This window comes from Enterobacter cloacae complex sp. P16RS2, assembly GCF_014982155.1.
Classification (GTDB): Bacteria; Pseudomonadota; Gammaproteobacteria; order Enterobacterales; family Enterobacteriaceae; genus Enterobacter; species Enterobacter cloacae_M.
In genome coordinates this window covers 56,902-76,353 of record NZ_JADCKW010000042.1, presented here as the reverse complement: position 1 = coordinate 76,353, position 19,452 = coordinate 56,902, and the positions used below count along the sequence as shown (strand labels likewise).

Below are 19,452 nucleotides of genomic sequence, written 5' to 3'. Positions count from 1 at the left end.
CCAGCTGAGCTACGGATGCAAAATGGCGGTGAGGCGGGGATTCGAACCCCGGATGCAGCTTTTGACCGCATACTCCCTTAGCAGGGGAGCGCCTTCAGCCTCTCGGCCACCTCACCACACAACGCCTCTTTCGAGTGCTTCGAGTTACTCGTTAAGAGCTTCTCGTCGCTGCGTGGCGCATATATTACTTTCTGGGACTTATAAGTCAAACAATTTTCCAAAAGCTTTTATCGTTTGCACAAATCACACGCAATTCGCATGTAAAAGCCGCAAAGAGGGTGTTTTATAAGCGGATTTTGCAGGCATCTTCACAGAAAACCTTTGCAGAAATGGCGGCGTAAGGGCGAGTTTAGGGTAACGGAGTGGTTAAAAAGAGAGCGTTTGAAATTAAACGTTAACGTTGAGGAGGAAAAATGACAGGAGGGTTGCGTCTCGCCCGACAGCGAGACGCGACAATATCAGTAACTGGACTGCTGGGATTTTTCAGCCTGGATACGCTGGTAGATCTCTTCACGGTGGACAGATACTTCTTTAGGAGCGTTAACACCAATACGTACCTGGTTACCCTTTACCCCTAAAACTGTCACGGTGACCTCATCCCCAATCATGAGGGTCTCACCAACTCGACGAGTCAGAATCAGCATTCTTTGCTCCTTGAAAGATTAAAAGAGTCGGGTCTCTTGTATCCCGGCATTATCCATCATATAACGCCAAAAAGTAAGCGATGACAAACACGTAAAGTGTAAGCAGTCACGGCATCACATTCTGTTAAACGTAAGTTTAGCCGATATACACAAACTCAACCTGACTTTATCGTTATCGATAGCACAGTGAACAAGACGCCATAACGTTACCGCTATGGCGTCTGCTTGTGCTTTGTAGTTATTACAGTTTCGCGCTTACCCAGCTTTCAACGCTGGCCAAAGCTTGCGGAAGTGCCGCCGCATCCGTACCACCGGCTTGCGCCATGTCCGGACGACCGCCACCCTTGCCGCCCACCTGCTGAGCGACCATACCAATCAGTTCCCCTGCTTTTACGCGATCAGTCACATCCTTAGAGACGCCCGCAATCAGAGAAACCTTACCTTCTGCCACTGTCGCCAGCACGATAACGGTAGAACCAAGCTGGTTCTTGAGATCGTCGACCATAGTACGCAGCATCTTAGGCTCAACGCCCGCCAGATCGCTGACCAGCAGTTTGACGCCCTTAATGTCTACAGCCTTGCTGGAGAGGTTTGCACTCTCCTGCGCCGCAGCCTGCTCTTTCAGCTGCTGCAGCTCTTTTTCCAGCTGACGCGTGCGATCCAGCGCAACGCGCACTTTCTCGCCAAGGTTCTGGCTATCGCCTTTCAGCAGCTGCGCGATGTCGTGCAGCTGATCGCTCTGCGCATGCAGGCTCGCAATCGCACCTTCACCGGTCACCGCTTCAATACGACGCACGCCTGCCGCCGTACCTGACTCGGAAACAATGCGGAACAGGCCAATGTCACCGGTGCGCGATGCGTGCGTACCGCCGCACAGCTCGGTAGAGAAGTCGCCCATGCTCAGCACGCGAACGCGGTCGTCATATTTCTCACCAAACAGCGCCATCGCACCTTTTTTCTTCGCGTCCTCGAGCTCCATGATGTGGGTCTCGATTGGCAGGTTACGACGGATCTGCGCGTTCACCAGATCTTCCACCGCGCGGATTTCAGACGGTTTCATCGCTTCAAAATGCGAGAAGTCGAAACGCAGCACTTTGTCGTTAACCAGAGAACCTTTCTGTGCAACGTGGGTACCGAGTACGTCGCGCAGGGCGGCGTGCATCAGGTGGGTTGCAGAGTGGTTCAGACGAATGCGCGCGCGGCGAGCTTCATCCACGTTAGCCTGTACGCCCTCGCCCACTTTCAGAGAACCGGAAACCAGTTTGCCCTGGTGACCAATCGCCTGACCGTATTTCTGGGTGTCGCTGACGCTGAAGCTGAAACCATTGCCTTTCAGCTCGCCCTTATCGCCAACCTGACCGCCGGATTCCGCGTAGAACGGCGTTTTGTCCAGAATGACAACCGCGTCCTGACCCGCGCTGATGCTGTCAACGGCTTTACCGTCAACAAACAGGGCGGTTACTTTGCCGGTCAGTTCCAGCGCGTCATAACCTTTGAATTCAGACGCGCTATCAACGCGGATCATCGCGTTGTAGTCTGCACCGAAGCCGCTGGACTCGCGCGCACGACGACGCTGCTCTTCCATCGCGGCTTCGAAGCCCGCTTCGTCAACTTTGATATTGCGCTCGCGGCAAACGTCCGCCGTCAGGTCAACCGGGAAGCCGTAGGTGTCGTACAGGCGGAAAGCGGTTTCGCCATCCAGCGTATCGCCCTTAAGTTTTGCCAGCTCTTCGTCCAGCAGCGCCAGACCGCGCTCAAGCGTACGCGCAAACTGCTCTTCTTCGGTTTTCAGAACCTGCTCAACCTGCGCCTGCTGGCGTTTCAGCTCATCACCGGCAGCACCCATCACGCCAATCAGTGGCCCAACGAGTTTATAGAAGAAGGTGTCCTTCGCGCCCAGCATGTTGCCGTGACGGATGGCACGACGAATGATACGACGCAGCACGTAGCCACGGTTTTCATTCGACGGGATAACGCCGTCGGCAATCAGGAACGCACAGGAACGAATGTGGTCCGCGATAACGCGCAGCGATTTGTTGTTCAGGTCGGTCGCGCCGGTAACTTCGGCAACGGCTTTGATCAGGGTGCTGAACAGGTCAATCTCGTAGTTGGAGTTGACGTGCTGCAGAACCGCGGCAATACGCTCCAGACCCATACCGGTATCAACGGAAGGCTTCGGCAGCGGCTCCATCGTACCGTCGGCCTGACGGTTGAACTGCATGAAGACGATGTTCCAGATCTCAATGTAGCGATCGCCGTCTTCTTCTGGGCTGCCCGGAGGGCCACCCCAGATGTGGTCGCCGTGATCGTAGAAGATCTCGGTGCACGGACCGCAAGGGCCGGTATCACCCATCTGCCAGAAGTTGTCAGACGCGTATGGCGCGCCTTTGTTATCGCCGATGCGAATAATACGCTCGCGCGGGATCCCGACTTCTTTTTCCCAGATTTCGTAGGCTTCGTCATCGGTTTCATAGACGGTAACCCACAGACGCTCTTTCGGCAGGTTGAACCAGTTTTCACCGGTCAGCAGTTCCCACGCGTATTGAATGGCATCGTGTTTGAAGTAGTCGCCGAAGCTGAAGTTACCCAGCATTTCGAAGAACGTATGGTGACGCGCGGTGTAACCGACGTTTTCCAGGTCGTTGTGTTTACCGCCCGCACGCACGCAACGCTGTGAGGTTGTGGCGCGGGAATAATTACGCTTGTCGAGACCAAGGAACACGTCCTTGAACTGGTTCATCCCGGCGTTGGTAAACAGCAGAGTCGGATCGTTATTCGGTACCAGGGAGCTGCTGGCAACAACCTGGTGTCCCTTACTATGGAAAAAATCGAGAAACGCCTGACGGATCTCAGCGGTGCTCTTGCTCATAATTATCCTGAAATCAAGCTAACGAAATGTCGTAGCCAGCCTGTATCGGTAAACCGTTGGACAGACCAGCTACTGGAAAAAGTGGGAATAAGATAAGTTTTCTTTAGTGGGAAGTAAAATCCCGCATGCGTTCAATCGGCAAAATTACGCCAGATATCCTGAATATCTTCCATGAGAAAGCCGCGGTAGAGCAAAAAGCGCTGGATTTTGACTTTTTCTGAAAATTCACGCGGTAGCGGTTCGCCGTATTTACGAATCGCCTGTTCTCTGGCCAGCTCGCACCAGTCAGTATCGCATTCGCGCATCGCTTTTTCGATGGACTCCCGGGCCACCCCTTTCTGGTTCAACTCCTGCCGGATGCGCGCGGGCCCATATCCTTTACGGCCGCGGCTGGCGAGAAACCGTGAGGCAAAGCGCTCGTCATCGAGATAATGATGCTCATAGCACCAGGCAATCACGCGGTCATAATCCTCCGCGGTGGCATCAATCTCTTCCGGCCCGTTTTTACTCATCACCGGAGCCAACAGTTTGCGCCGCAGCTCCTGTTCACTGTGGTCACGAACGGCCAGGATGCGCACCGCACGGTCCAGCAAGCGTGCATACGCGGGTCGACGTGTTGTCGGTTCACTCATAAAAAACCTGCTGATTCAGAAATGCAAAAAGGGCCGCATCAGCAGCCCTTCATTTTTAAACGAAAGAATTAAAAGTCTTCGTTAGTTTCTTCAGCATCCGCGGCATCCACCACGAAATCAGGTTTAGAGTCCTGGTTGTTCAGCAGAAGCTCACGCACCTTCTTCTCAATCTCTTTTGCCGCAGCCGGGTTCTCTTTCAGCCAGGAGATCGCGTTCGCTTTACCCTGACCAATCTTGTCACCGTTGTAGCTGTACCAGGCACCCGCTTTTTCAATCAGCTTCTCTTTCACGCCCAGGTCAACCAGCTCGCCGAGGAAGTTGATCCCTTCGCCGTAGAGGATCTGGAACTCAGCCTGTTTGAACGGCGCAGCGATTTTGTTCTTCACAACCTTCACGCGGGTTTCGCTACCGATCACGTTCTCGCCCTCTTTCACCGCGCCGATACGGCGGATATCCAGACGGACAGAGGCGTAGAATTTCAGTGCGTTACCGCCGGTAGTGGTTTCCGGGTTACCGAACATCACACCAATTTTCATACGGATCTGGTTGATGAAGATCAGCAGCGTGTTGGACTGCTTCAGGTTACCCGCCAGCTTACGCATCGCCTGGCTCATCATACGTGCCGCGAGGCCCATATGAGAGTCACCGATTTCACCTTCGATTTCGGCTTTTGGCGTCAGTGCGGCAACGGAGTCGACCACGATAACGTCAACGGCGCCAGAACGCGCCAGCGCGTCACAAATTTCCAGCGCCTGCTCACCGGTGTCCGGCTGAGAACACAGCAGGTTGTCGATATCCACGCCCAGCTTGCGAGCATAAACAGGGTCCAGCGCGTGCTCGGCATCGATAAACGCACAAGTTTTACCTTCGCGCTGTGCCGCAGCGATCACCTGCAGCGTCAGTGTGGTTTTACCGGAGGACTCTGGCCCGTAGATTTCTACGATACGGCCCATAGGCAGACCGCCAGCGCCCAGCGCGATATCCAGAGAAAGCGAACCGGTGGAGATGGTTTCCACATCCATGGAACGGTCTTCACCCAGGCGCATGATGGAGCCTTTACCGAATTGCTTTTCGATCTGGCCCAGTGCTGCCGCCAACGCTTTCTGTTTGTTTTCGTCGATAGCCATTATTACTCCTGTCATGCCGGGAGAAGCGACTGTGCTTCACCGTGGATTTCTGTTCTGTTGGTGCAATTATACTGTACGGTCATACAGTATCAAGTGTTTTGTAGAAATTGTTGCCAGAGCGTTTTTAACGCATAAACGGTTGCCTGACGACGCACGCTTTCGCGATCGCCGCTGAAGCACTCCCGGCGGGTGATCCCTTCCCCTTTGGCGGTGGCGAACCCAAACCAGACGGTGCCGACAGGCTTTACGTCGCTGCCGCCGTCCGGGCCCGCAATGCCGCTAATGGAAATGGCGTAATCTGCCCGCGCCTCTTTGAGTGCGCCAATGGCCATCTCGATCACCACCGGTTCGCTGACCGCGCCATGCTGTTCAAGCGTGGATTCGCGCACGCCAATCATCTGAGCTTTAGCTTCGTTACTGTAGGTCACAAAACCGCGTTCAAACCAGGCGGAACTGCCGGCAATATCGGTAATCGCTTTCGCCACCCAGCCGCCGGTGCAGGATTCCGCGGTGGTGATTGTCGCGCCACGCTGCTTCAGCGCAAGGCCAACGATCTCGCTAAGCTGCATCAATTCATGGTCAGTCATTCTCGCTCCAGGCATCAGAAAAACGTGCTGCACAAGATAGCACTTTCTCGTCAGATGTGGGGATGCACTTCAGGTTTTACGAGGGGGCTTCAGAAAAAAGCCGGTACGGACGCACCGGCGGTGGAAAAGTTATTTCATGCTCTCAGCGAGGGTGTGCACATTGTGGCGAAACGCCTTAACGTAGGTGTCAGCCACCCCACCTTTTGCCGACAGCGCTTCGGGGTAAAGCTCGCCCCCGGGCTGTGCGCCCGTCGCCGATGCAATCTGTTTCACCAGACGCGGATCGAGCTGATTTTCCATAAACCAGGTTTTCACGCCGTCGGCTTTAATCTGATTGATAATCTCGGCGACCTGCGCCGCGCTGGCTTCGCTCTCAGACGACAGCCCCTGCGGCGCCATAAACGTCACGCCGTAGGCGCGGCTGAAATAGCCGAACGCGTCATGGCTGGTCAGCACTTTACGCTTCGCCGGCGGGATCTGGCTAAAGCGCGTTTTGGCCCAGTTATCCAGCTGGCTGAGCTGCGCGATATACGTTTTGCCAGAGGCTTCCAGCACGGCTTTGTCATCCGGATCGGCTTTCACCAGCCCGTTCAGGATATTTTGTGCATAGAGCGCCCCGTTCGCCGCGCTGTTCCACGCATGGGGATCGGTCACAGTCTTTCCATCTTCCTCAAGCGTGTGGGTTTTCACTCCTGTTGAGGCCACAACCAGTTGCCCTTTGAACCCGGAGGCTTTCACCAGACGATCAAGCCAGCCTTCCAGCCCCAGGCCGTTCACCACCACCACATCAGCCTTGCTCAGGGCGGCGCTGTCTTTCGGCGACGGTTCAAAGGTATGCGGATCGCCGTCCGGCCCGACCAGCGTCGTCACGTTCACATGGTCGCCGCCTACCTCCTGCGTGATATCCCCCAGAATCGAAAAGCTGGTCACCACATTCAGCGTTTTCGCCATCACGCTGTGCGACATCATCCCCAGCGCGAGCGCCACTACAAATCCTGTACGTTTCATCGTTTCCCCTTGCGTTAAAAATACGCCCGCAGGCTGCCAGCGAGCCTGCTTCGCGTACCCAGTAAAATGGAAATAAAGAACAGCGCGCTGGCGGTGAGCACGATGGACGGCCCGGCAGGTAGGCTCATCGCCCAGGAGAGGCTCAGCCCCAGCCATGCGCAGAAAATACCGCTGATACCCGCCATCAGGAGTAAGGCAGGTAACGTGCGCACCCAGCAGCGTGCCGCCACGGCCGGAAGCATCATCAGCCCGACGGCCATCAGCGTGCCGAGCACCTGAAAACCGGCCACCAGGTTAAGCACCAGCAGCGCCAGAAACAGTCCGTGCAGCAGGCCAGGCAGCCAGCGGGCGTTCACCTGCAGCCAGGCAGTATCAAACGCTTCAGTGACCAGCCCGCGATAAAACAGCGCCAGTGTGATAAGGGTGAACATACACACGCCCGTGACAAACAGCGCGGCGTCCTTGTCCACGGCGAGGATAGAGCCAAACAGCAGATGCAGCAGATCGACATTCGACCCGCGCAGCGACACCAGCGTGACCCCCAGCGCCAGCGAGCCAAGATAAAACCCGGCAAAGCTGGCATCTTCTTTCAGCGGCGTGCGTCGACTGACCAGACCGGCCAGCAGCGCCACGGTAATTCCCGTGATAAAACCGCCAATACTCATCGCCAGCAGCGACATACCGCTGAGCAAATACCCCACGGCGACACCCGGCAAAATGGCGTGAGAAAGGGCGTCGCCCATCAGGCTCATCCGACGCAGCTGAAGAAACACGCCGAGCGCGGTGGTGCTGACGGAAAGCGCCAGGCAAACCACCAGCGCGCGACGCATAAAGCCGTACTCAATGAACGGTTGAAAAAAGAGATGCCAGATCATGCCACCCTCACCCGCTCGGTTTTCCACTGGGGAACGTCAGCATCCAGCCGCAGCGTCTGCGGGAAATGGCGCGACACGCGCTCGCTGTCGTGCAGTACCGCGAGCAGCGTTTGCCCCTGCATATACATCTCCAGCATCAAATCCATCAGCACGCTGCAGGTGACTTCATCGACCCCGGTAAAGGGTTCATCCAGCATCACCAGCGGCGCCTGCTGCACCAGGACGCGGGCAAACAGCATGCGCTGAAACTGACCGCCGGAGAGTTCATCGATGGTGGATAACGCCATGGACTCAAGCCCGACGCGCTCAAGCGCGCTGGCAATGCGCAACCGCGTTTCGCGACGAAACCCGGAAAAAATCGACATGCCCGGCCAGCAGCCCATGCTTACCACGTCCTGTACGGTCAGCGGAAACTGCGCCTCCAGGGCGTGACGCTGTGCCAGCCAGCCGATGACCGGGCGCTTACCCTGCCAGCGGAAACCGCCGCTGACGGGAGGAATAAACCCCGCCAGCGTTTTCAGCAGCGTGGATTTCCCGCAGCCGTTAGCGCCGATAATGGCGGTCATGCTGCCGCGCTCAATCGTGCCCGAGAGGGGCCGCGTAATCGGCTGGCGTTCATAACCCGCGACCAGTTCATTCATCACAATCATGGCAGTGCCACCGCCCAGCGCACGGCCAGCCCGATAAAGACAACAAGCACCAGCGCTAGCAAAAGCCGAACCAGAGCAGACAGAGAAAAAAGTGACGTTGACATGTCGACACCGAATTAAATGTTATAACATAACAATAATGAAAGGCAGTTAAGATGTAAATGGCGGGTTTGAAAAGGGAGTGTGGCGAAATGTTTCTGAAGAATTTCCCTCTCCCGTGGGAGAGGGTCAGGGTGAGGGCATCAGGCCGCACCGTGCGTGCAGCCATGCCGGGTGGCGGCGTTGCCTTACCCGGCCTACCAGTCTGAGCAACTTACTGACTAAACGGAGACGCCGCAGGCACGCGCGCCTGAGACACCGCCAGCCCCAGCTGCCATACGGCCATCGCATAGTGAGTGCTGTGGTTATAGCGGGTGATGACGTAGAAGTTCGGCAGACCGTACCAGTACTGATACCCGGTTCCCACGTCCAGACGCAGCAGGCTTGCCTGTTGCGCGTTGCCCAGCGGCTGCGTTGGCGTTAGGCCTGCAGCTGCCAGCTGCGAAATGCTGTAGTTGGTTTTGAAGCCGTTTTCCAGCCCCGGCGCCTGACCGTTCGCCTGCACCGCCACCTGGCCGCCCGGCGTCCAGCCGTGCGCTTTGAAGTAGTTTGCCACGCTGCCGATGGCATCTACCGGATCCCACAGGTTGATATGACCGTCCCCGTTAAAGTCGACGGCATATTGTTTATAGGAGGACGGCATAAACTGGCCGTAGCCCATCGCGCCGGCAAACGACCCTTTCAGATCGAGCGGATCGTCTTGCTCGCTGCGCGCCATCAGAAGGAAGGTTTCCAGCTCGGAAGAGAAATACTCCGCGCGGCGCGGATAGTTAAAGGAGAGCGTCGCCAGCGCATCCAGGATGCGGGTTTTACCCATCACGCGGCCCCAGCGGGTTTCCACGCCGATAATCCCGACGATGATTTCAGGCGGTACGCCGTACACCTGCCACGCGCGGTTGAGCGCGTCTTCATACTGATTCCAGAACACCACGCCGTTTTGCACGTTGTCTGGGGTAATAAACTGTTTGCGGTAGCGCAGCCACGCGCCGTTCGGCCCGCTCGGCACCTGGGCCGTCGGCGCCTGCCTGTCCATCAGGCGCAGCACGTAGTCCAGACGCCTGGCCTGGGACAAAATTTCGTGCAGCTGCTGTCTGTCAAAGCCGTGCTTGCTCACCATTTTATCGATGAACTGCTCGGCCGCCGGATTATTCGCGAAGTCGCCGCCCATCTGCATCATATTGTGCTGCGGCTCCAGCAGGAATCCTCCGGAAGGCGCGCCCGCCGTTTGCTGAACGGCTTCGGTCTTAGGTTTGCTACTACAGGCAGACAGCAGAATAAGCGCAGGCAACAGCGCTGCATAACGACGCTTGAACATGAGACATCCATTTAACGGGTTCGATAAGAACCCAGTATGGTAAAGCATCCGCAACACCTCAAGGAAGCGGTACGCGCCTTCCCCACGCAAATCCGCGCTTTTTTCCACCGAAAATCATTCCCCCACCAATAAACTTTCAAAATAATCCTTTTTTCTTTCATTGTGAGATCCAATTAACACTTTAAAACCTTTCAAAGTGATTATTATTAGCCCAGTCAGACAAAAACAAAAAAGACCCACAGGAGAGAAGAATGATAGAAACCATCACCCACGGCGCCGAGTGGTTCATCGGGCTGTTTCAGAAAGGCGGAGAAGTGTTCACCGGCATGGTGACCGGGATCCTGCCCCTGCTGATCAGCCTGCTGGTGATCATGAACGCGCTGATCAACTTTATCGGCCAGCAGCGCATTGAACGCTTCGCCCAGCGCTGTGCCGGGAATCCGCTGTCCCGCTACCTGGTACTGCCGTTCATCGGTACCTTCGTGTTCTGCAACCCGATGACCTTAAGCCTCGGTCGCTTCATGCCGGAAAAGTACAAGCCGAGCTACTACGCCGCCGCCTCCTACAGCTGCCATTCGATGAACGGCCTGTTCCCGCACATTAACCCCGGCGAGCTGTTCGTCTATCTCGGGATCGCCAGCGGCCTCACCACCCTTGGCCTGCCGCTCGGCCCGCTGGCGGTGAGCTACCTGCTGGTTGGCCTGGTCACCAACTTCTTCCGCGGCTGGGTGACCGACCTCACCACCGCCATTTTTGAGAAAAAAATGGGCATCCAGCTTGAACAGAAAGTCCATCTTTCAGGAGCCACAGCATGAACCGGATCCGCATTGAGAAAGGCACGGGCGGCTGGGGCGGCCCGCTGGAGTTCGACGCCACCGAAGGCAAAAAGATCGTCTACATCACCGCAGGCACGCGCCCGGCGATCGTCGACAGGCTGCGCGAGCTGACCGGCTGGGAAGCGGTCGACGGCTTCAAGGAAGGCGAGCCGCCGGAAGCGGAAATCGGCGTGGCGGTAATCGACTGCGGCGGCACGCTGCGCTGCGGTATCTATCCGAAGCGCCGCATTCCGACGGTGAATATTCACTCCACCGGAAAATCCGGCCCGCTGGCACAGTACATCCTTGAGGACATTTATGTCTCAGGCGTGAAGGAGGACAACATCACGCTGGTGAATGGCACAGCCGCGCCGCAAAAAGCGGCCCCGCGCGAGTACGACACCAGCAAGAAAATCACCGAACAGAGCGACGGCCTGCTGGCGAAGGTCGGGATGGGCATGGGTTCCGCCGTGGCGGTACTGTTCCAGTCCGGGCGCGACACCATCGACACGGTGCTGAAAACCATTCTGCCGTTTATGGCATTCGTCTCGGCGCTGATCGGCATCATCATGGCGTCCGGCCTGGGCGACTGGATTGCCCACGGCCTCGCCCCGCTCGCGAGCCACCCGCTCGGGCTGGTGACGCTGGCGCTGATCTGCTCCTTCCCGCTGCTGTCGCCGTTCCTCGGCCCGGGCGCGGTGATTGCCCAGGTCATCGGCGTGCTGATTGGCGTGCAGATTGGTCTGGGGAACATTCCCCCGCACCTCGCCCTGCCCGCCCTGTTCGCCATTAACGCCCAGGCGGCGTGCGACTTCATCCCCGTAGGGCTGTCGCTGGCCGAAGCGCGCCAGGACACCGTGCGCGTGGGCGTGCCGTCCGTGCTGGTGAGCCGCTTCCTGACGGGCGCGCCGACGGTGCTGATTGCCTGGTTTGTCTCCGGCTTTATTTATCAATAAGAGGTTCCTGCGATGACCGTGATTTACCAGACCACCATTACCCGCATCGGCCAGAGCGCGGCTGACGCGCTGAGCGACCAGATGCTGATCACCTTCCGCGAAGGCGCCCCGGCGGATATCGAAGAGTTTTGCTTTATCCACTGTCACGGCGAGCTGAAGGGCGAGCTGAAGGCCGGGAGCCAGCTGGAGCTGGGCGAGGCGCGCTATGCCGTGACCGCCGTCGGGGACGTCGCCGAGCAAAACCTGCGCGAGCTGGGGCACATCACCCTGCGTTTCGACGGCCAGCCGCAGGCCGAATATCCCGGCACGGTTCACGTGGCGGGCCCGGTTCCGCAGGCTGTCACCCCGGGCTGCACGTTAAAATTTGTTGCGTAATTAAGGAGAAACACATGAGTCAGGTTGCCGTTGTCATTGGTGGAGGACAAACCTTAGGCGAGTTCCTCTGCCGTGGGCTTGCCGCAGAGGGCTACCGCGTGGCGGTAGTGGACATTCAGAGTGAAAAAGCCGCCCGCGTGGCGGACACCATTAACACCGAGTTTGGCGAAGGGATGGCGTACGGGTTTGGCGCCGACGCCACCAGCGAACAGAGCGTGATGGCGCTGGCCCGCGGCGTGGACGAGATTTTTGGGCGTACCGACCTGCTGGTCTACAGCGCGGGGATTGCGAAAGCGGCCTTTATCAGCGATTTCGAACTGGGGGATTTTGACCGTTCGCTGCAGGTGAATCTGGTGGGCTATTTCCTCTGCGCCCGCGAGTTTTCCCGTCTGATGATCCGCGACGGCATTCAGGGGCGCATCATTCAGATCAACTCCAAATCGGGGAAAGTGGGCAGCAAGCATAACTCCGGCTACAGCGCGGCGAAGTTTGGCGGCGTGGGGCTGACGCAGTCTCTGGCGCTGGATCTGGCCGAGTACGGCATTACCGTGCATTCGCTGATGCTGGGTAACCTGCTGAAATCGCCGATGTTCCAGTCCCTGCTGCCGCAGTATGCCACCAAGCTCGGCATCAAGGCTGAGGAAGTGGAGCAGTACTACATCGATAAAGTGCCGCTGAAGCGCGGGTGCGATTATCAGGACGTGCTGAACATGCTGCTGTTTTACGCCAGCCCGAAAGCCTCGTACTGCACCGGGCAGTCGATCAACGTGACGGGTGGGCAGGTCATGTTCTGATCGAGCGGCCTGATGCCCTCACCCTAACCCTCTCCCACCGGGAGAGGGAACAAAACAAGGAGTCGATATGGTTACCGCACTCATCACCGTCGCCGCCCTCGCCTGGATCTGCCAGATGGCGTTTGGCGGCTGGCAGATCCACCAGTTTAACCGCGCGTTTGACGCGCTGTGTCAGAAAGGTCGCGTCGGGGTCGGGCGTTCCGGTGGACGCTTCAAACCGCGCGTGGTCGTCGCCGTTGCGCTGGATGAAAACAATCACGTCTGCGATTCCCTCATCATGCGCGGCATGACCGTCTTCGCCCGTCCGGCGAAAATCCAGGCGATCAACGGCATTTCGCTGCAGGAATTACGGCCTGATGTGATCTTTCCCCATGATCCACTCTGTCAGAATGCACTATCATTAGCGCTTAATCTGAAACATGGATAATTTCGTTGTGAAAGCTATAGACTTGCGAAATTATCATTTCGCAACCTAAGGAACGAAGCGCCTATGAAACCTCGTCAGCGGCAGGCGGCCATTCTCGAACATCTGCAAAAGCAGGGAAAATGCTCGGTAGAGGATCTGGCCCACTACTTTGACACTACCGGCACGACAATACGCAAGGACCTGGTATTGCTCGAAAACTCTGGCGCCGTTATTCGAACCTACGGCGGCGTGGTGCTCAATAAGGACGAAGCGGACCCGCCTATCGACCACAAAACGCTGATCAATACCCACCAGAAAGCGCTGATTGCCGAAGCCGCCGTCAAATTTATCCACGATGGCGATTCCATCATTCTGGATGCAGGCAGCACCGTCCTGCAGATGATCCCGCTGCTCAGCCGCTTTAACAACATCACGGTGATGACCAACAGCCTGCACATCGTCAACGCCCTGTCGGAGAACGACTGCGAGCAGACCATCCTGATGCCCGGCGGCACCTTCCGCAAAAAATCGGCGTCGTTTCACGGCCAGCTGGCGGAGAATGCCTTCGACCACTTCAGCTTTGATAAACTCTTTATGGGCACCGACGGCATCGACCTGAACGCCGGTGTTACGACGTTCAACGAAGTGTTCAGCGTCAGTAAAGCCATGTGCAACGCCGCGCGGGAAGTGATTTTGATGGCAGACTCGTCGAAGTTTGGCCGCAAAAGCCCCAACATTGTCTGTAGCCTTGAAAGCGTTGATAAGCTGATTACCGACGCGGGTATCGATCCGGCGTTCAAAAAAGCGCTGCAAGAGAAAGGAATCGACGTGATCGTAACCGGAGAGAGAGATGAGTGATTTTCTGTTAGAAACGGGCCGCCAGACGCTGATGCTGGAACTGCAGGAAGCCAGCCGCCTGCCGGAACGTCTGGGCGAGGATTTTGTCCGCGCCGCCAACACCATTATCCACTGCGAAGGCAAAGTGATCGTGGCGGGCATCGGTAAATCCGGCCATATCGGCAAAAAGATTGCCGCGACGCTCGCCAGCACCGGCACCCCGGCGTTTTTTGTGCATCCGGCAGAGGCGCTGCACGGCGATCTGGGGATGATTGAAAGCCGCGACGTGATGCTGTTTATCTCCTACTCCGGTTCGGCCAAAGAGCTGGACCTGATTATTCCGCGCCTGCAGGAAAAATCGGTCGCCCTGCTGGCGATGACCGGCAAATCCCGCTCGCCGCTGGCGCTGGCCGCCAAGGCGACGCTGGATATTTCCGTTGAGCGTGAAGCCTGTCCGATGCACCTCGCCCCAACCTCCAGCACCGTTAACACCCTGATGATGGGCGACGCGCTGGCAATGGCGGTGATGCAGGCGCGCGGCTTTAACGAAGAAGATTTCGCCCGTTCGCATCCGGCGGGCGCGCTCGGCGCACGCCTGCTCAACAAGGTTCACCACCTGATGCGCACCGACGATGCCATTCCGCAGGTCAAACTCGATACCAGCGTCATGGACGCGATGCTGGAACTCAGCCGCACCGGTCTGGGGCTGGTAGCGGTCTGCGATGACAGCGGGAGCGTTAAGGGCGTGTTCACCGACGGCGACCTGCGCCGCTGGCTGGTGGGCGGCGGCAGGCTGGAAACCAACGTGTCGGACGCCATGACCAAAGGCGGCCTGACGCTCAACGCCGAGAGCCGCGCCATTGAAGCCAAAGAGGTGCTGATGAAGCGCAAAATTACCGCCGCACCGGTGGTGGATGACGCCGGCAGGCTGTGCGGCGCCATCAACCTGCAGGATTTCTATCAGGCCGGCATTATCTAACCCTTCAGTCCCAGACGCTTCGCCAGCCTGTGCAGGTTGGCGACGTCCATCTCCAGCGCCCGCGCGCACGCCGCCCAGCTGCGGTTATTCTGCTCCAGCGCGCGGGTAATCATCTGACGCTGAAACGCCTCAGTGGCTTCGCGCAGATTTTCATTCACCGTTTCTGGTAGAGCCTGGGCGATTGCCGGTGCGGTTTCATCCTGCAGCGCAAAATGATGCGCGTGGATCACAACTTCGTCACCCGAACGCGTCGCCCGCGCCAGCACCACCGCGCGGTGAATCGCGTGCTCCAGCTCGCGCACGTTGCCCGGCCAGCCGTAGCTCAGCAGATGCGCCCTCGCCCCCGGGCTCAGCACCACGCGGGAAAGCCCCATCCTGAGACGGCACTGCTCGCAGAAAAAGCCCGCCAGCAGCACCACGTCGTCCCCGCGCTCGCGCAGCGGCGGCACGGTAAGCGGGAACACGCTCAGGCGATGGAACAGGTCGGCTCGGAACTGCCCTGCCACCACCGCTTCACGCAGGTCGCGGTTCGTTGCCGCCAGCACGCGAACGTCCACTCGGTGACTGCGGTCATCCCCCACGCGCTGGATGTCGCCGTACTGCAACACGCGCAGCAGCTTGGCCTGCAGCGACAGGGAGAGCTCGCCGATTTCATCCAGAAACAGCGTGCCGTTATCGGCCATTTCAAACTTGCCGCTGCGGTTGCTGATGGCTCCGGTAAACGCCCCTTTTACGTGACCAAACAGCTCGCTTTCCGCCACGCTTTCCGGCAGCGCGGCGCAGTTGAGATACACCAGCGGGTTCACCGCGCGCGGCGACGCTTCGTGAATGGACTTCGCCACCAGCTCCTTACCGGTGCCGGTTTCCCCGAAGATCAGCACGTTCAAATCTGAGGCGGCGACAATCTCAATCTCTTTTTTGAGCTGTGCCATGCCCGGAGAAAGGCCGATCATCTCCGTTTGCGTCACCTGCTCAAACGCCCTCGGGCTACCGGGAAGAATGTTCTGGCTCTCCAGCTGTTCAATCAGCAGGGCATTGTTCAGCGCCCCGGCGGCCAGGGCGGCAATCAGGCGCAGCTCTTCGTCGCTAAAGGTGTCGAACTGGTCCGGCGACAGGCCGTCGAGGGTCAGTGCGCCGATCAGGTTTTGCCCGGCAAATAAAGGCAGGCCGATACAGGCGTGCACCTTGAGACTCTCCTGTCCGGGAATAAGCCCGTCGTACGGGTCGGGCAAATCGCTGTCCGCCGGGAAGCGCACCACGTCACCCGCACGGGCGATAGTCTCCAGACGTGGATGGCCTTCAAGTGTAAAACGCCGCCCGAGCACGTCCTTCGCCAGCCCGTCGATAGCCAGCGGAATAAACTGCCGCCCCTCGTAGCGCAGCAGCGCGGACGCATCGCACTCAAGCACGTGGCGCAGCGTGGAGATCAGCCGCTGAAAGCGGTCCTGATGGCCGATACCGGTCTGCAGCTCAATGGCTATCTTCGCCAGCACGTCTACGGAAAAGCTCATAGTGACCTCGCTGTCATTTTGACAATGCATGTTGTCATATTGACACTGCTTTTGATAGTCATAATGACTACCCATTACGGTTCATAAAAAAATTAATTAAGCAAAATCAATAAATTAAAAACTGGCACGTAACTTGATATAGGCAAATCGTCTTATTTGAAAATGCTGTATTACGTAGAGGTTGCTATGTCTATTCTGGTTAAAAATAACATTCATTGGGTCGGTCAACGTGACTGGGAAGTGCGCGATTTCCACGGGACGGAATACAAAACGCTGCGCGGCAGCAGCTACAACAGCTATCTCATCCGCGAAGGAAAAAACGTGCTGATCGATACCGTCGATCACAAGTTCAGCCGCGAGTTCGTGCAGAACCTGCGCAGCGAAATCGACCTGGACGCCATCGACTACATCATCATCAACCACGCGGAAGAGGACCACGCCGGCGCGCTGACCGAGCTGATGTCTTACATCCCGAACACGCCGATCTACTGCACCACCAACGCCATCGACTCGATCAACGGCCACCACCACCATCCGGAGTGGAACTTCCACACCGTGAAAACCGGCGACGCGCTGGATATCGGCAACGGCAAGCAGCTGATCTTCGTGGAAACCCCGATGCTGCACTGGCCGGACAGCATGATGACCTACATGACCGGCGACGCGGTGCTGTTCAGCAACGACGCCTTCGGCCAGCACTACTGCGACGAGCGCCTGTTCAACGACGAAGTGGACCAGACCGAGCTGTTCGAGCAGTGCCAGCGCTACTATGCCAACATCCTGACGCCGTTCAACCGCCTGGTGACGCCAAAAATCACCGAGATCCTCGGCTTCAACCTGCCGGTGGACATGATTGCCACCTCCCACGGCGTGGTGTGGCGTGAAAATCCGACCCAGATTGTGGAGCTCTACCTGAAATGGGCGGCGGACTATCAGGAAGACCGCATCACTATTTTCTACGACACCATGTCCAACAACACCCGCATGATGGCGGACGCCATTGCCCAGGGCATCAACGAAGTGGACCCCAACGTGGCGGTGAAAATCTTCAACGTGGCGCGCAGCGATAAGAACGAGGTGTTGACCAACGTCTTCCGCTCTAAGGGCGTGCTGGTGGGCACCTCCACCATGAACAACGTGATGATGCCGAAAATTGCCGGTCTGGTAGAAGAGATGACCGGCCTGCGTTTTCGCAACAAGCGCGCCAGCGCCTTTGGCTCCCACGGCTGGAGCGGCGGTGCGGTAGACCGTCTGTCTACCCGCCTGCAGGATGCGGGCTTTGAGATGTCCCTCAGCCTGAAGGCGAAATGGCGGCCGGATATTGACGCCCTGGAGGTCTGCCGCCAGCACGGCCGCGACATTGCCCGTCAGTGGGCGCTCGCACCGCTTCCGCAAGCTGCCGAACCGACCGCACAGCAGGAAACCTGCGCCTGCGCCGCCGCGACAGCCGCCGATCCCGGACCGCGCATGCAGTGCAGCGTCTGCCAGTGGATTTACGATCCTGAACTGGGCGAGCCGCTGCAGGACGTTGCGCCGGGCACGCCGTGGAGTGACGTGCCGGACAATTTCCTCTGCCCGGAGTGTTCACTCGGGAAAGACGTCTTTGACGAACTGGGTACGGAGGCAAAATGAACAACGGTATCGTCATCATCGGCTCGGGCTTTGCCGCCCGCCAGCTGGTGAAAAACATCCGCAAGCAGGACGCCAGCGTGCCGCTGACGGTAATCGCCGCCGACAGCATGGACGAGTACAACAAGCCCGATCTGAGCCACGTCATTAGCCAGAATCAGCGCGCCGAAGACCTCACCCGCCAGACGGCGGGTGAGTTCGCAGAACAGTTTAACCTGCGTCTGTTCCCTTACACCTGGGTCACCGACATCGACGCTGCCGCCCACGAGGTGAAAGCAAAAGAGAAAACCTGGCAGTACGACAAACTGGTGTTGGCCACGGGTGCCTCTGCGTTTGTGCCGCCGGTTGAAGGCCGCGAGCTGACGATCACCCTCAACAGCCAGCAGGAGTATCAGGCCAGCGAAACGGCGCTTTGCGACGCGCAGCGCGTGATGATTGTCGGCGGCGGGCTGATAGGCACCGAGCTGGCGATGGATTTCTGCCGGGCGGGTAAATCCGTGACTCTGGTCGACCACGCGGCAAGCATTCTGTCGTCGCTGATGCCCGCAGAAGTAAGCAGTCGCTTACAGCATCGCCTGACCGACATGGGGGTGCATCTGCTGTTGAAATCGCAGCTGCAAAGCCTGAGCAAAACCGAAGGCGGCATTCGTGCCACGCTCGACCGCAACCGCAGCGTTGAGGTGGATGTCGTAGTTGCCGCGACGGGCCTGCGGCCGGAAACCGCGCTGGCGCATCGCGCAGGCGCCGAAATACAGCGTGGCGTGAAGGTAAATAGCTACCTGCAAACCACGCAACCTGATATTTACGCGTTAGGTGACTGCGCTGAAATTAACGGTCAGGTACTGCCCTTTTTACAGCCAATTCAATTAAGCGCGATGTATCTGGCGAAAAACCTGCTCGGCGGCAGCGCGCCGCTGAAATTACCCGCCATGCTGATTAAAGTCAAAACGCCAGAATTACCGCTGCATCTTGCCGGTGAAACGCAGCGTCAGGATCTGAACTGGCAAATTACCCTCGAACCGCAGGGAATGGTCGCGCGCGGCGCGGATAACGAGGGTCAGATTCGCGCTTTTGTGGTTAGTGAAGACCGGATGAAGGAGGCTTTCGCACTGCTGAAACTGTTACCTGCTTAACCCTCTCGTTGCCGGGCGGCGCTTCGTTTATCCGTCCAACAACGAGTCTACGCAGAGTTAACCTTTGAATTTTATTATTCACCGCCCCGATATTCCGGGGCTTTTTCTTACGCATTCTATTCATCAAATAAATGCAAAGTAGATATATCATCGCCATCAATCCCTTATTTATTATTTTCGTAAACGCTTTAATATTAAATAGCTTAAAAAC

At 57.7% G+C, this 19,452-nt stretch carries 19 protein-coding genes and 1 tRNA gene; 9 read left to right on the top strand and 11 right to left on the bottom strand.

What is annotated here, in order from left to right:
* Positions 1-23: 23 nt before the first annotated feature.
* The 10 genes from INF68_RS21080 to mltB form a co-directional block, all read right to left on the bottom strand.
* A tRNA-Ser gene (locus tag INF68_RS21080) sits at positions 24-116 on the bottom strand.
* Between the two features lie 342 nt (positions 117-458).
* Positions 459-644, bottom strand: coding sequence for a carbon storage regulator CsrA (csrA, locus tag INF68_RS21075; protein WP_000906486.1), 186 nt, complete (start codon positions 642-644; stop codon positions 459-461).
* A 241-nt stretch (positions 645-885) separates the two neighbouring features.
* A complete protein-coding gene (alaS, locus tag INF68_RS21070; RefSeq protein WP_109844696.1) occupies positions 886-3,513 on the bottom strand; it encodes an alanine--tRNA ligase in 2,628 nt (875 codons plus the stop codon).
* Between the two features lie 131 nt (positions 3,514-3,644).
* Positions 3,645-4,145, bottom strand: a complete 501-nt coding sequence (gene recX / locus INF68_RS21065; RefSeq protein WP_063408786.1) for a recombination regulator RecX — start codon at positions 4,143-4,145, stop codon at positions 3,645-3,647.
* A gap of 68 nt (positions 4,146-4,213) precedes the next feature.
* Complete coding sequence (gene recA, locus INF68_RS21060) at positions 4,214-5,272, bottom strand: recombinase RecA (protein WP_109844695.1); 1,059 nt, start codon at positions 5,270-5,272, stop codon at positions 4,214-4,216.
* Positions 5,273-5,361: 89 nt separating this feature from the next.
* Positions 5,362-5,859 carry a nicotinamide-nucleotide amidase gene (pncC, locus tag INF68_RS21055; protein WP_109844694.1) on the bottom strand — a complete coding sequence of 166 codons (498 nt, stop codon included), beginning with the start codon at positions 5,857-5,859 and terminating at the stop codon, positions 5,362-5,364.
* A gap of 129 nt (positions 5,860-5,988) precedes the next feature.
* Positions 5,989-6,867 (bottom strand): metal ABC transporter substrate-binding protein, encoded by an 879-nt coding sequence (locus INF68_RS21050; RefSeq protein ID WP_126785883.1) that lies wholly within the window; start codon positions 6,865-6,867, stop codon positions 5,989-5,991.
* A 14-nt stretch (positions 6,868-6,881) separates the two neighbouring features.
* Positions 6,882-7,742 carry a metal ABC transporter permease gene (locus tag INF68_RS21045; protein ID WP_126785882.1) on the bottom strand — a complete coding sequence of 287 codons (861 nt, stop codon included), beginning with the start codon at positions 7,740-7,742 and terminating at the stop codon, positions 6,882-6,884.
* Complete coding sequence (locus INF68_RS21040; RefSeq protein ID WP_109844692.1) at positions 7,739-8,392, bottom strand: metal ABC transporter ATP-binding protein; 654 nt, start codon at positions 8,390-8,392, stop codon at positions 7,739-7,741. Before INF68_RS21040 ends, INF68_RS21045 begins: the two co-directional genes overlap by 4 nt.
* 313 nt (positions 8,393-8,705) lie before the next feature.
* Positions 8,706-9,806: a lytic murein transglycosylase B gene (gene mltB / locus INF68_RS21035; protein ID WP_181366975.1), complete on the bottom strand. Its 1,101-nt coding sequence runs from the start codon at positions 9,804-9,806 to the stop codon at positions 8,706-8,708.
* Positions 9,807-10,057: 251 nt separating this feature from the next.
* Between mltB and srlA the strand changes: the two genes are divergently transcribed.
* The 7 genes from srlA (at position 10,058) to gutQ (ending at position 14,968) form a co-directional block, all read left to right on the top strand.
* Positions 10,058-10,621, top strand: a complete 564-nt coding sequence (srlA, locus tag INF68_RS21030) for a PTS glucitol/sorbitol transporter subunit IIC (RefSeq protein ID WP_023333189.1) — start codon at positions 10,058-10,060, stop codon at positions 10,619-10,621.
* Positions 10,618-11,577 (top strand): PTS glucitol/sorbitol transporter subunit IIB, encoded by a 960-nt coding sequence (locus tag INF68_RS21025; RefSeq protein ID WP_023308950.1) that lies wholly within the window; start codon positions 10,618-10,620, stop codon positions 11,575-11,577. Before srlA ends, INF68_RS21025 begins: the two co-directional genes overlap by 4 nt.
* A gap of 12 nt (positions 11,578-11,589) precedes the next feature.
* Positions 11,590-11,952 (top strand): PTS glucitol/sorbitol transporter subunit IIA, encoded by a 363-nt coding sequence (gene srlB / locus INF68_RS21020; protein ID WP_023308951.1) that lies wholly within the window; start codon positions 11,590-11,592, stop codon positions 11,950-11,952.
* A gap of 14 nt (positions 11,953-11,966) precedes the next feature.
* Positions 11,967-12,746, top strand: a complete 780-nt coding sequence (gene srlD / locus INF68_RS21015) for a sorbitol-6-phosphate dehydrogenase (RefSeq protein ID WP_023294411.1) — start codon at positions 11,967-11,969, stop codon at positions 12,744-12,746.
* A 67-nt stretch (positions 12,747-12,813) separates the two neighbouring features.
* Positions 12,814-13,173 carry a transcriptional regulator GutM gene (gene gutM, locus INF68_RS21010; RefSeq protein WP_023308952.1) on the top strand — a complete coding sequence of 120 codons (360 nt, stop codon included), beginning with the start codon at positions 12,814-12,816 and terminating at the stop codon, positions 13,171-13,173.
* A 63-nt stretch (positions 13,174-13,236) separates the two neighbouring features.
* Complete coding sequence (locus INF68_RS21005) at positions 13,237-14,010, top strand: DNA-binding transcriptional repressor (protein WP_126785881.1); 774 nt, start codon at positions 13,237-13,239, stop codon at positions 14,008-14,010.
* Positions 14,003-14,968, top strand: a complete 966-nt coding sequence (gene gutQ, locus INF68_RS21000; RefSeq protein ID WP_023333193.1) for an arabinose-5-phosphate isomerase GutQ — start codon at positions 14,003-14,005, stop codon at positions 14,966-14,968. The genes INF68_RS21005 and gutQ overlap by 8 nt, the downstream gene beginning before the upstream one ends.
* Here gutQ and norR read toward each other — a convergent pair.
* Positions 14,965-16,479, bottom strand: coding sequence for a nitric oxide reductase transcriptional regulator NorR (gene norR / locus INF68_RS20995; RefSeq protein ID WP_109844689.1), 1,515 nt, complete (start codon positions 16,477-16,479; stop codon positions 14,965-14,967). The two genes, gutQ and norR, sit on opposite strands and share 4 nt — an antisense overlap.
* Positions 16,480-16,665: 186 nt before the next feature.
* Between norR and norV the strand changes: the two genes are divergently transcribed.
* Both norV and norW read left to right on the top strand, forming a co-directional pair.
* The gene (gene norV, locus INF68_RS20990; RefSeq protein WP_193525413.1) at positions 16,666-18,111 is read left to right on the top strand and encodes an anaerobic nitric oxide reductase flavorubredoxin; all 1,446 of its coding nucleotides are present in this window, start codon (positions 16,666-16,668) and stop codon (positions 18,109-18,111) included.
* Entirely contained in the window at positions 18,108-19,241 is a 1,134-nt protein-coding gene (gene norW / locus INF68_RS20985) for an NADH:flavorubredoxin reductase NorW (protein ID WP_126785879.1), read from the top strand. The genes norV and norW overlap by 4 nt, the downstream gene beginning before the upstream one ends.
* Positions 19,242-19,452: the final 211 nt, after the last annotated feature.

Bases quoted from the DNA above. Each gene is read 5' to 3' on its own strand.
- csrA (WP_000906486.1), bottom strand. From the start codon at position 644: ATGCTGATTCTGACTCGTCGAGTTGGTGAGACCCTCATGATTGGGGAT.
- alaS (WP_109844696.1), bottom strand. From the start codon at position 3,513: ATGAGCAAGAGCACCGCTGAGATCCGTCAGGCGTTTCTCGATTTTTTC.
- recX (WP_063408786.1), bottom strand. From the start codon at position 4,145: ATGAGTGAACCGACAACACGTCGACCCGCGTATGCACGCTTGCTGGAC.
- recA (WP_109844695.1), bottom strand. From the start codon at position 5,272: ATGGCTATCGACGAAAACAAACAGAAAGCGTTGGCGGCAGCACTGGGC.
- pncC (WP_109844694.1), bottom strand. From the start codon at position 5,859: ATGACTGACCATGAATTGATGCAGCTTAGCGAGATCGTTGGCCTTGCG.
- INF68_RS21050 (WP_126785883.1), bottom strand. From the start codon at position 6,867: ATGAAACGTACAGGATTTGTAGTGGCGCTCGCGCTGGGGATGATGTCG.
- INF68_RS21045 (WP_126785882.1), bottom strand. From the start codon at position 7,742: ATGATCTGGCATCTCTTTTTTCAACCGTTCATTGAGTACGGCTTTATG.
- INF68_RS21040 (WP_109844692.1), bottom strand. From the start codon at position 8,392: ATGATTGTGATGAATGAACTGGTCGCGGGTTATGAACGCCAGCCGATT.
- mltB (WP_181366975.1), bottom strand. From the start codon at position 9,806: ATGTTCAAGCGTCGTTATGCAGCGCTGTTGCCTGCGCTTATTCTGCTG.
- srlA (WP_023333189.1), top strand. From the start codon at position 10,058: ATGATAGAAACCATCACCCACGGCGCCGAGTGGTTCATCGGGCTGTTT.
- INF68_RS21025 (WP_023308950.1), top strand. From the start codon at position 10,618: ATGAACCGGATCCGCATTGAGAAAGGCACGGGCGGCTGGGGCGGCCCG.
- srlB (WP_023308951.1), top strand. From the start codon at position 11,590: ATGACCGTGATTTACCAGACCACCATTACCCGCATCGGCCAGAGCGCG.
- srlD (WP_023294411.1), top strand. From the start codon at position 11,967: ATGAGTCAGGTTGCCGTTGTCATTGGTGGAGGACAAACCTTAGGCGAG.
- gutM (WP_023308952.1), top strand. From the start codon at position 12,814: ATGGTTACCGCACTCATCACCGTCGCCGCCCTCGCCTGGATCTGCCAG.
- INF68_RS21005 (WP_126785881.1), top strand. From the start codon at position 13,237: ATGAAACCTCGTCAGCGGCAGGCGGCCATTCTCGAACATCTGCAAAAG.
- gutQ (WP_023333193.1), top strand. From the start codon at position 14,003: ATGAGTGATTTTCTGTTAGAAACGGGCCGCCAGACGCTGATGCTGGAA.
- norR (WP_109844689.1), bottom strand. From the start codon at position 16,479: ATGAGCTTTTCCGTAGACGTGCTGGCGAAGATAGCCATTGAGCTGCAG.
- norV (WP_193525413.1), top strand. From the start codon at position 16,666: ATGTCTATTCTGGTTAAAAATAACATTCATTGGGTCGGTCAACGTGAC.
- norW (WP_126785879.1), top strand. From the start codon at position 18,108: ATGAACAACGGTATCGTCATCATCGGCTCGGGCTTTGCCGCCCGCCAG.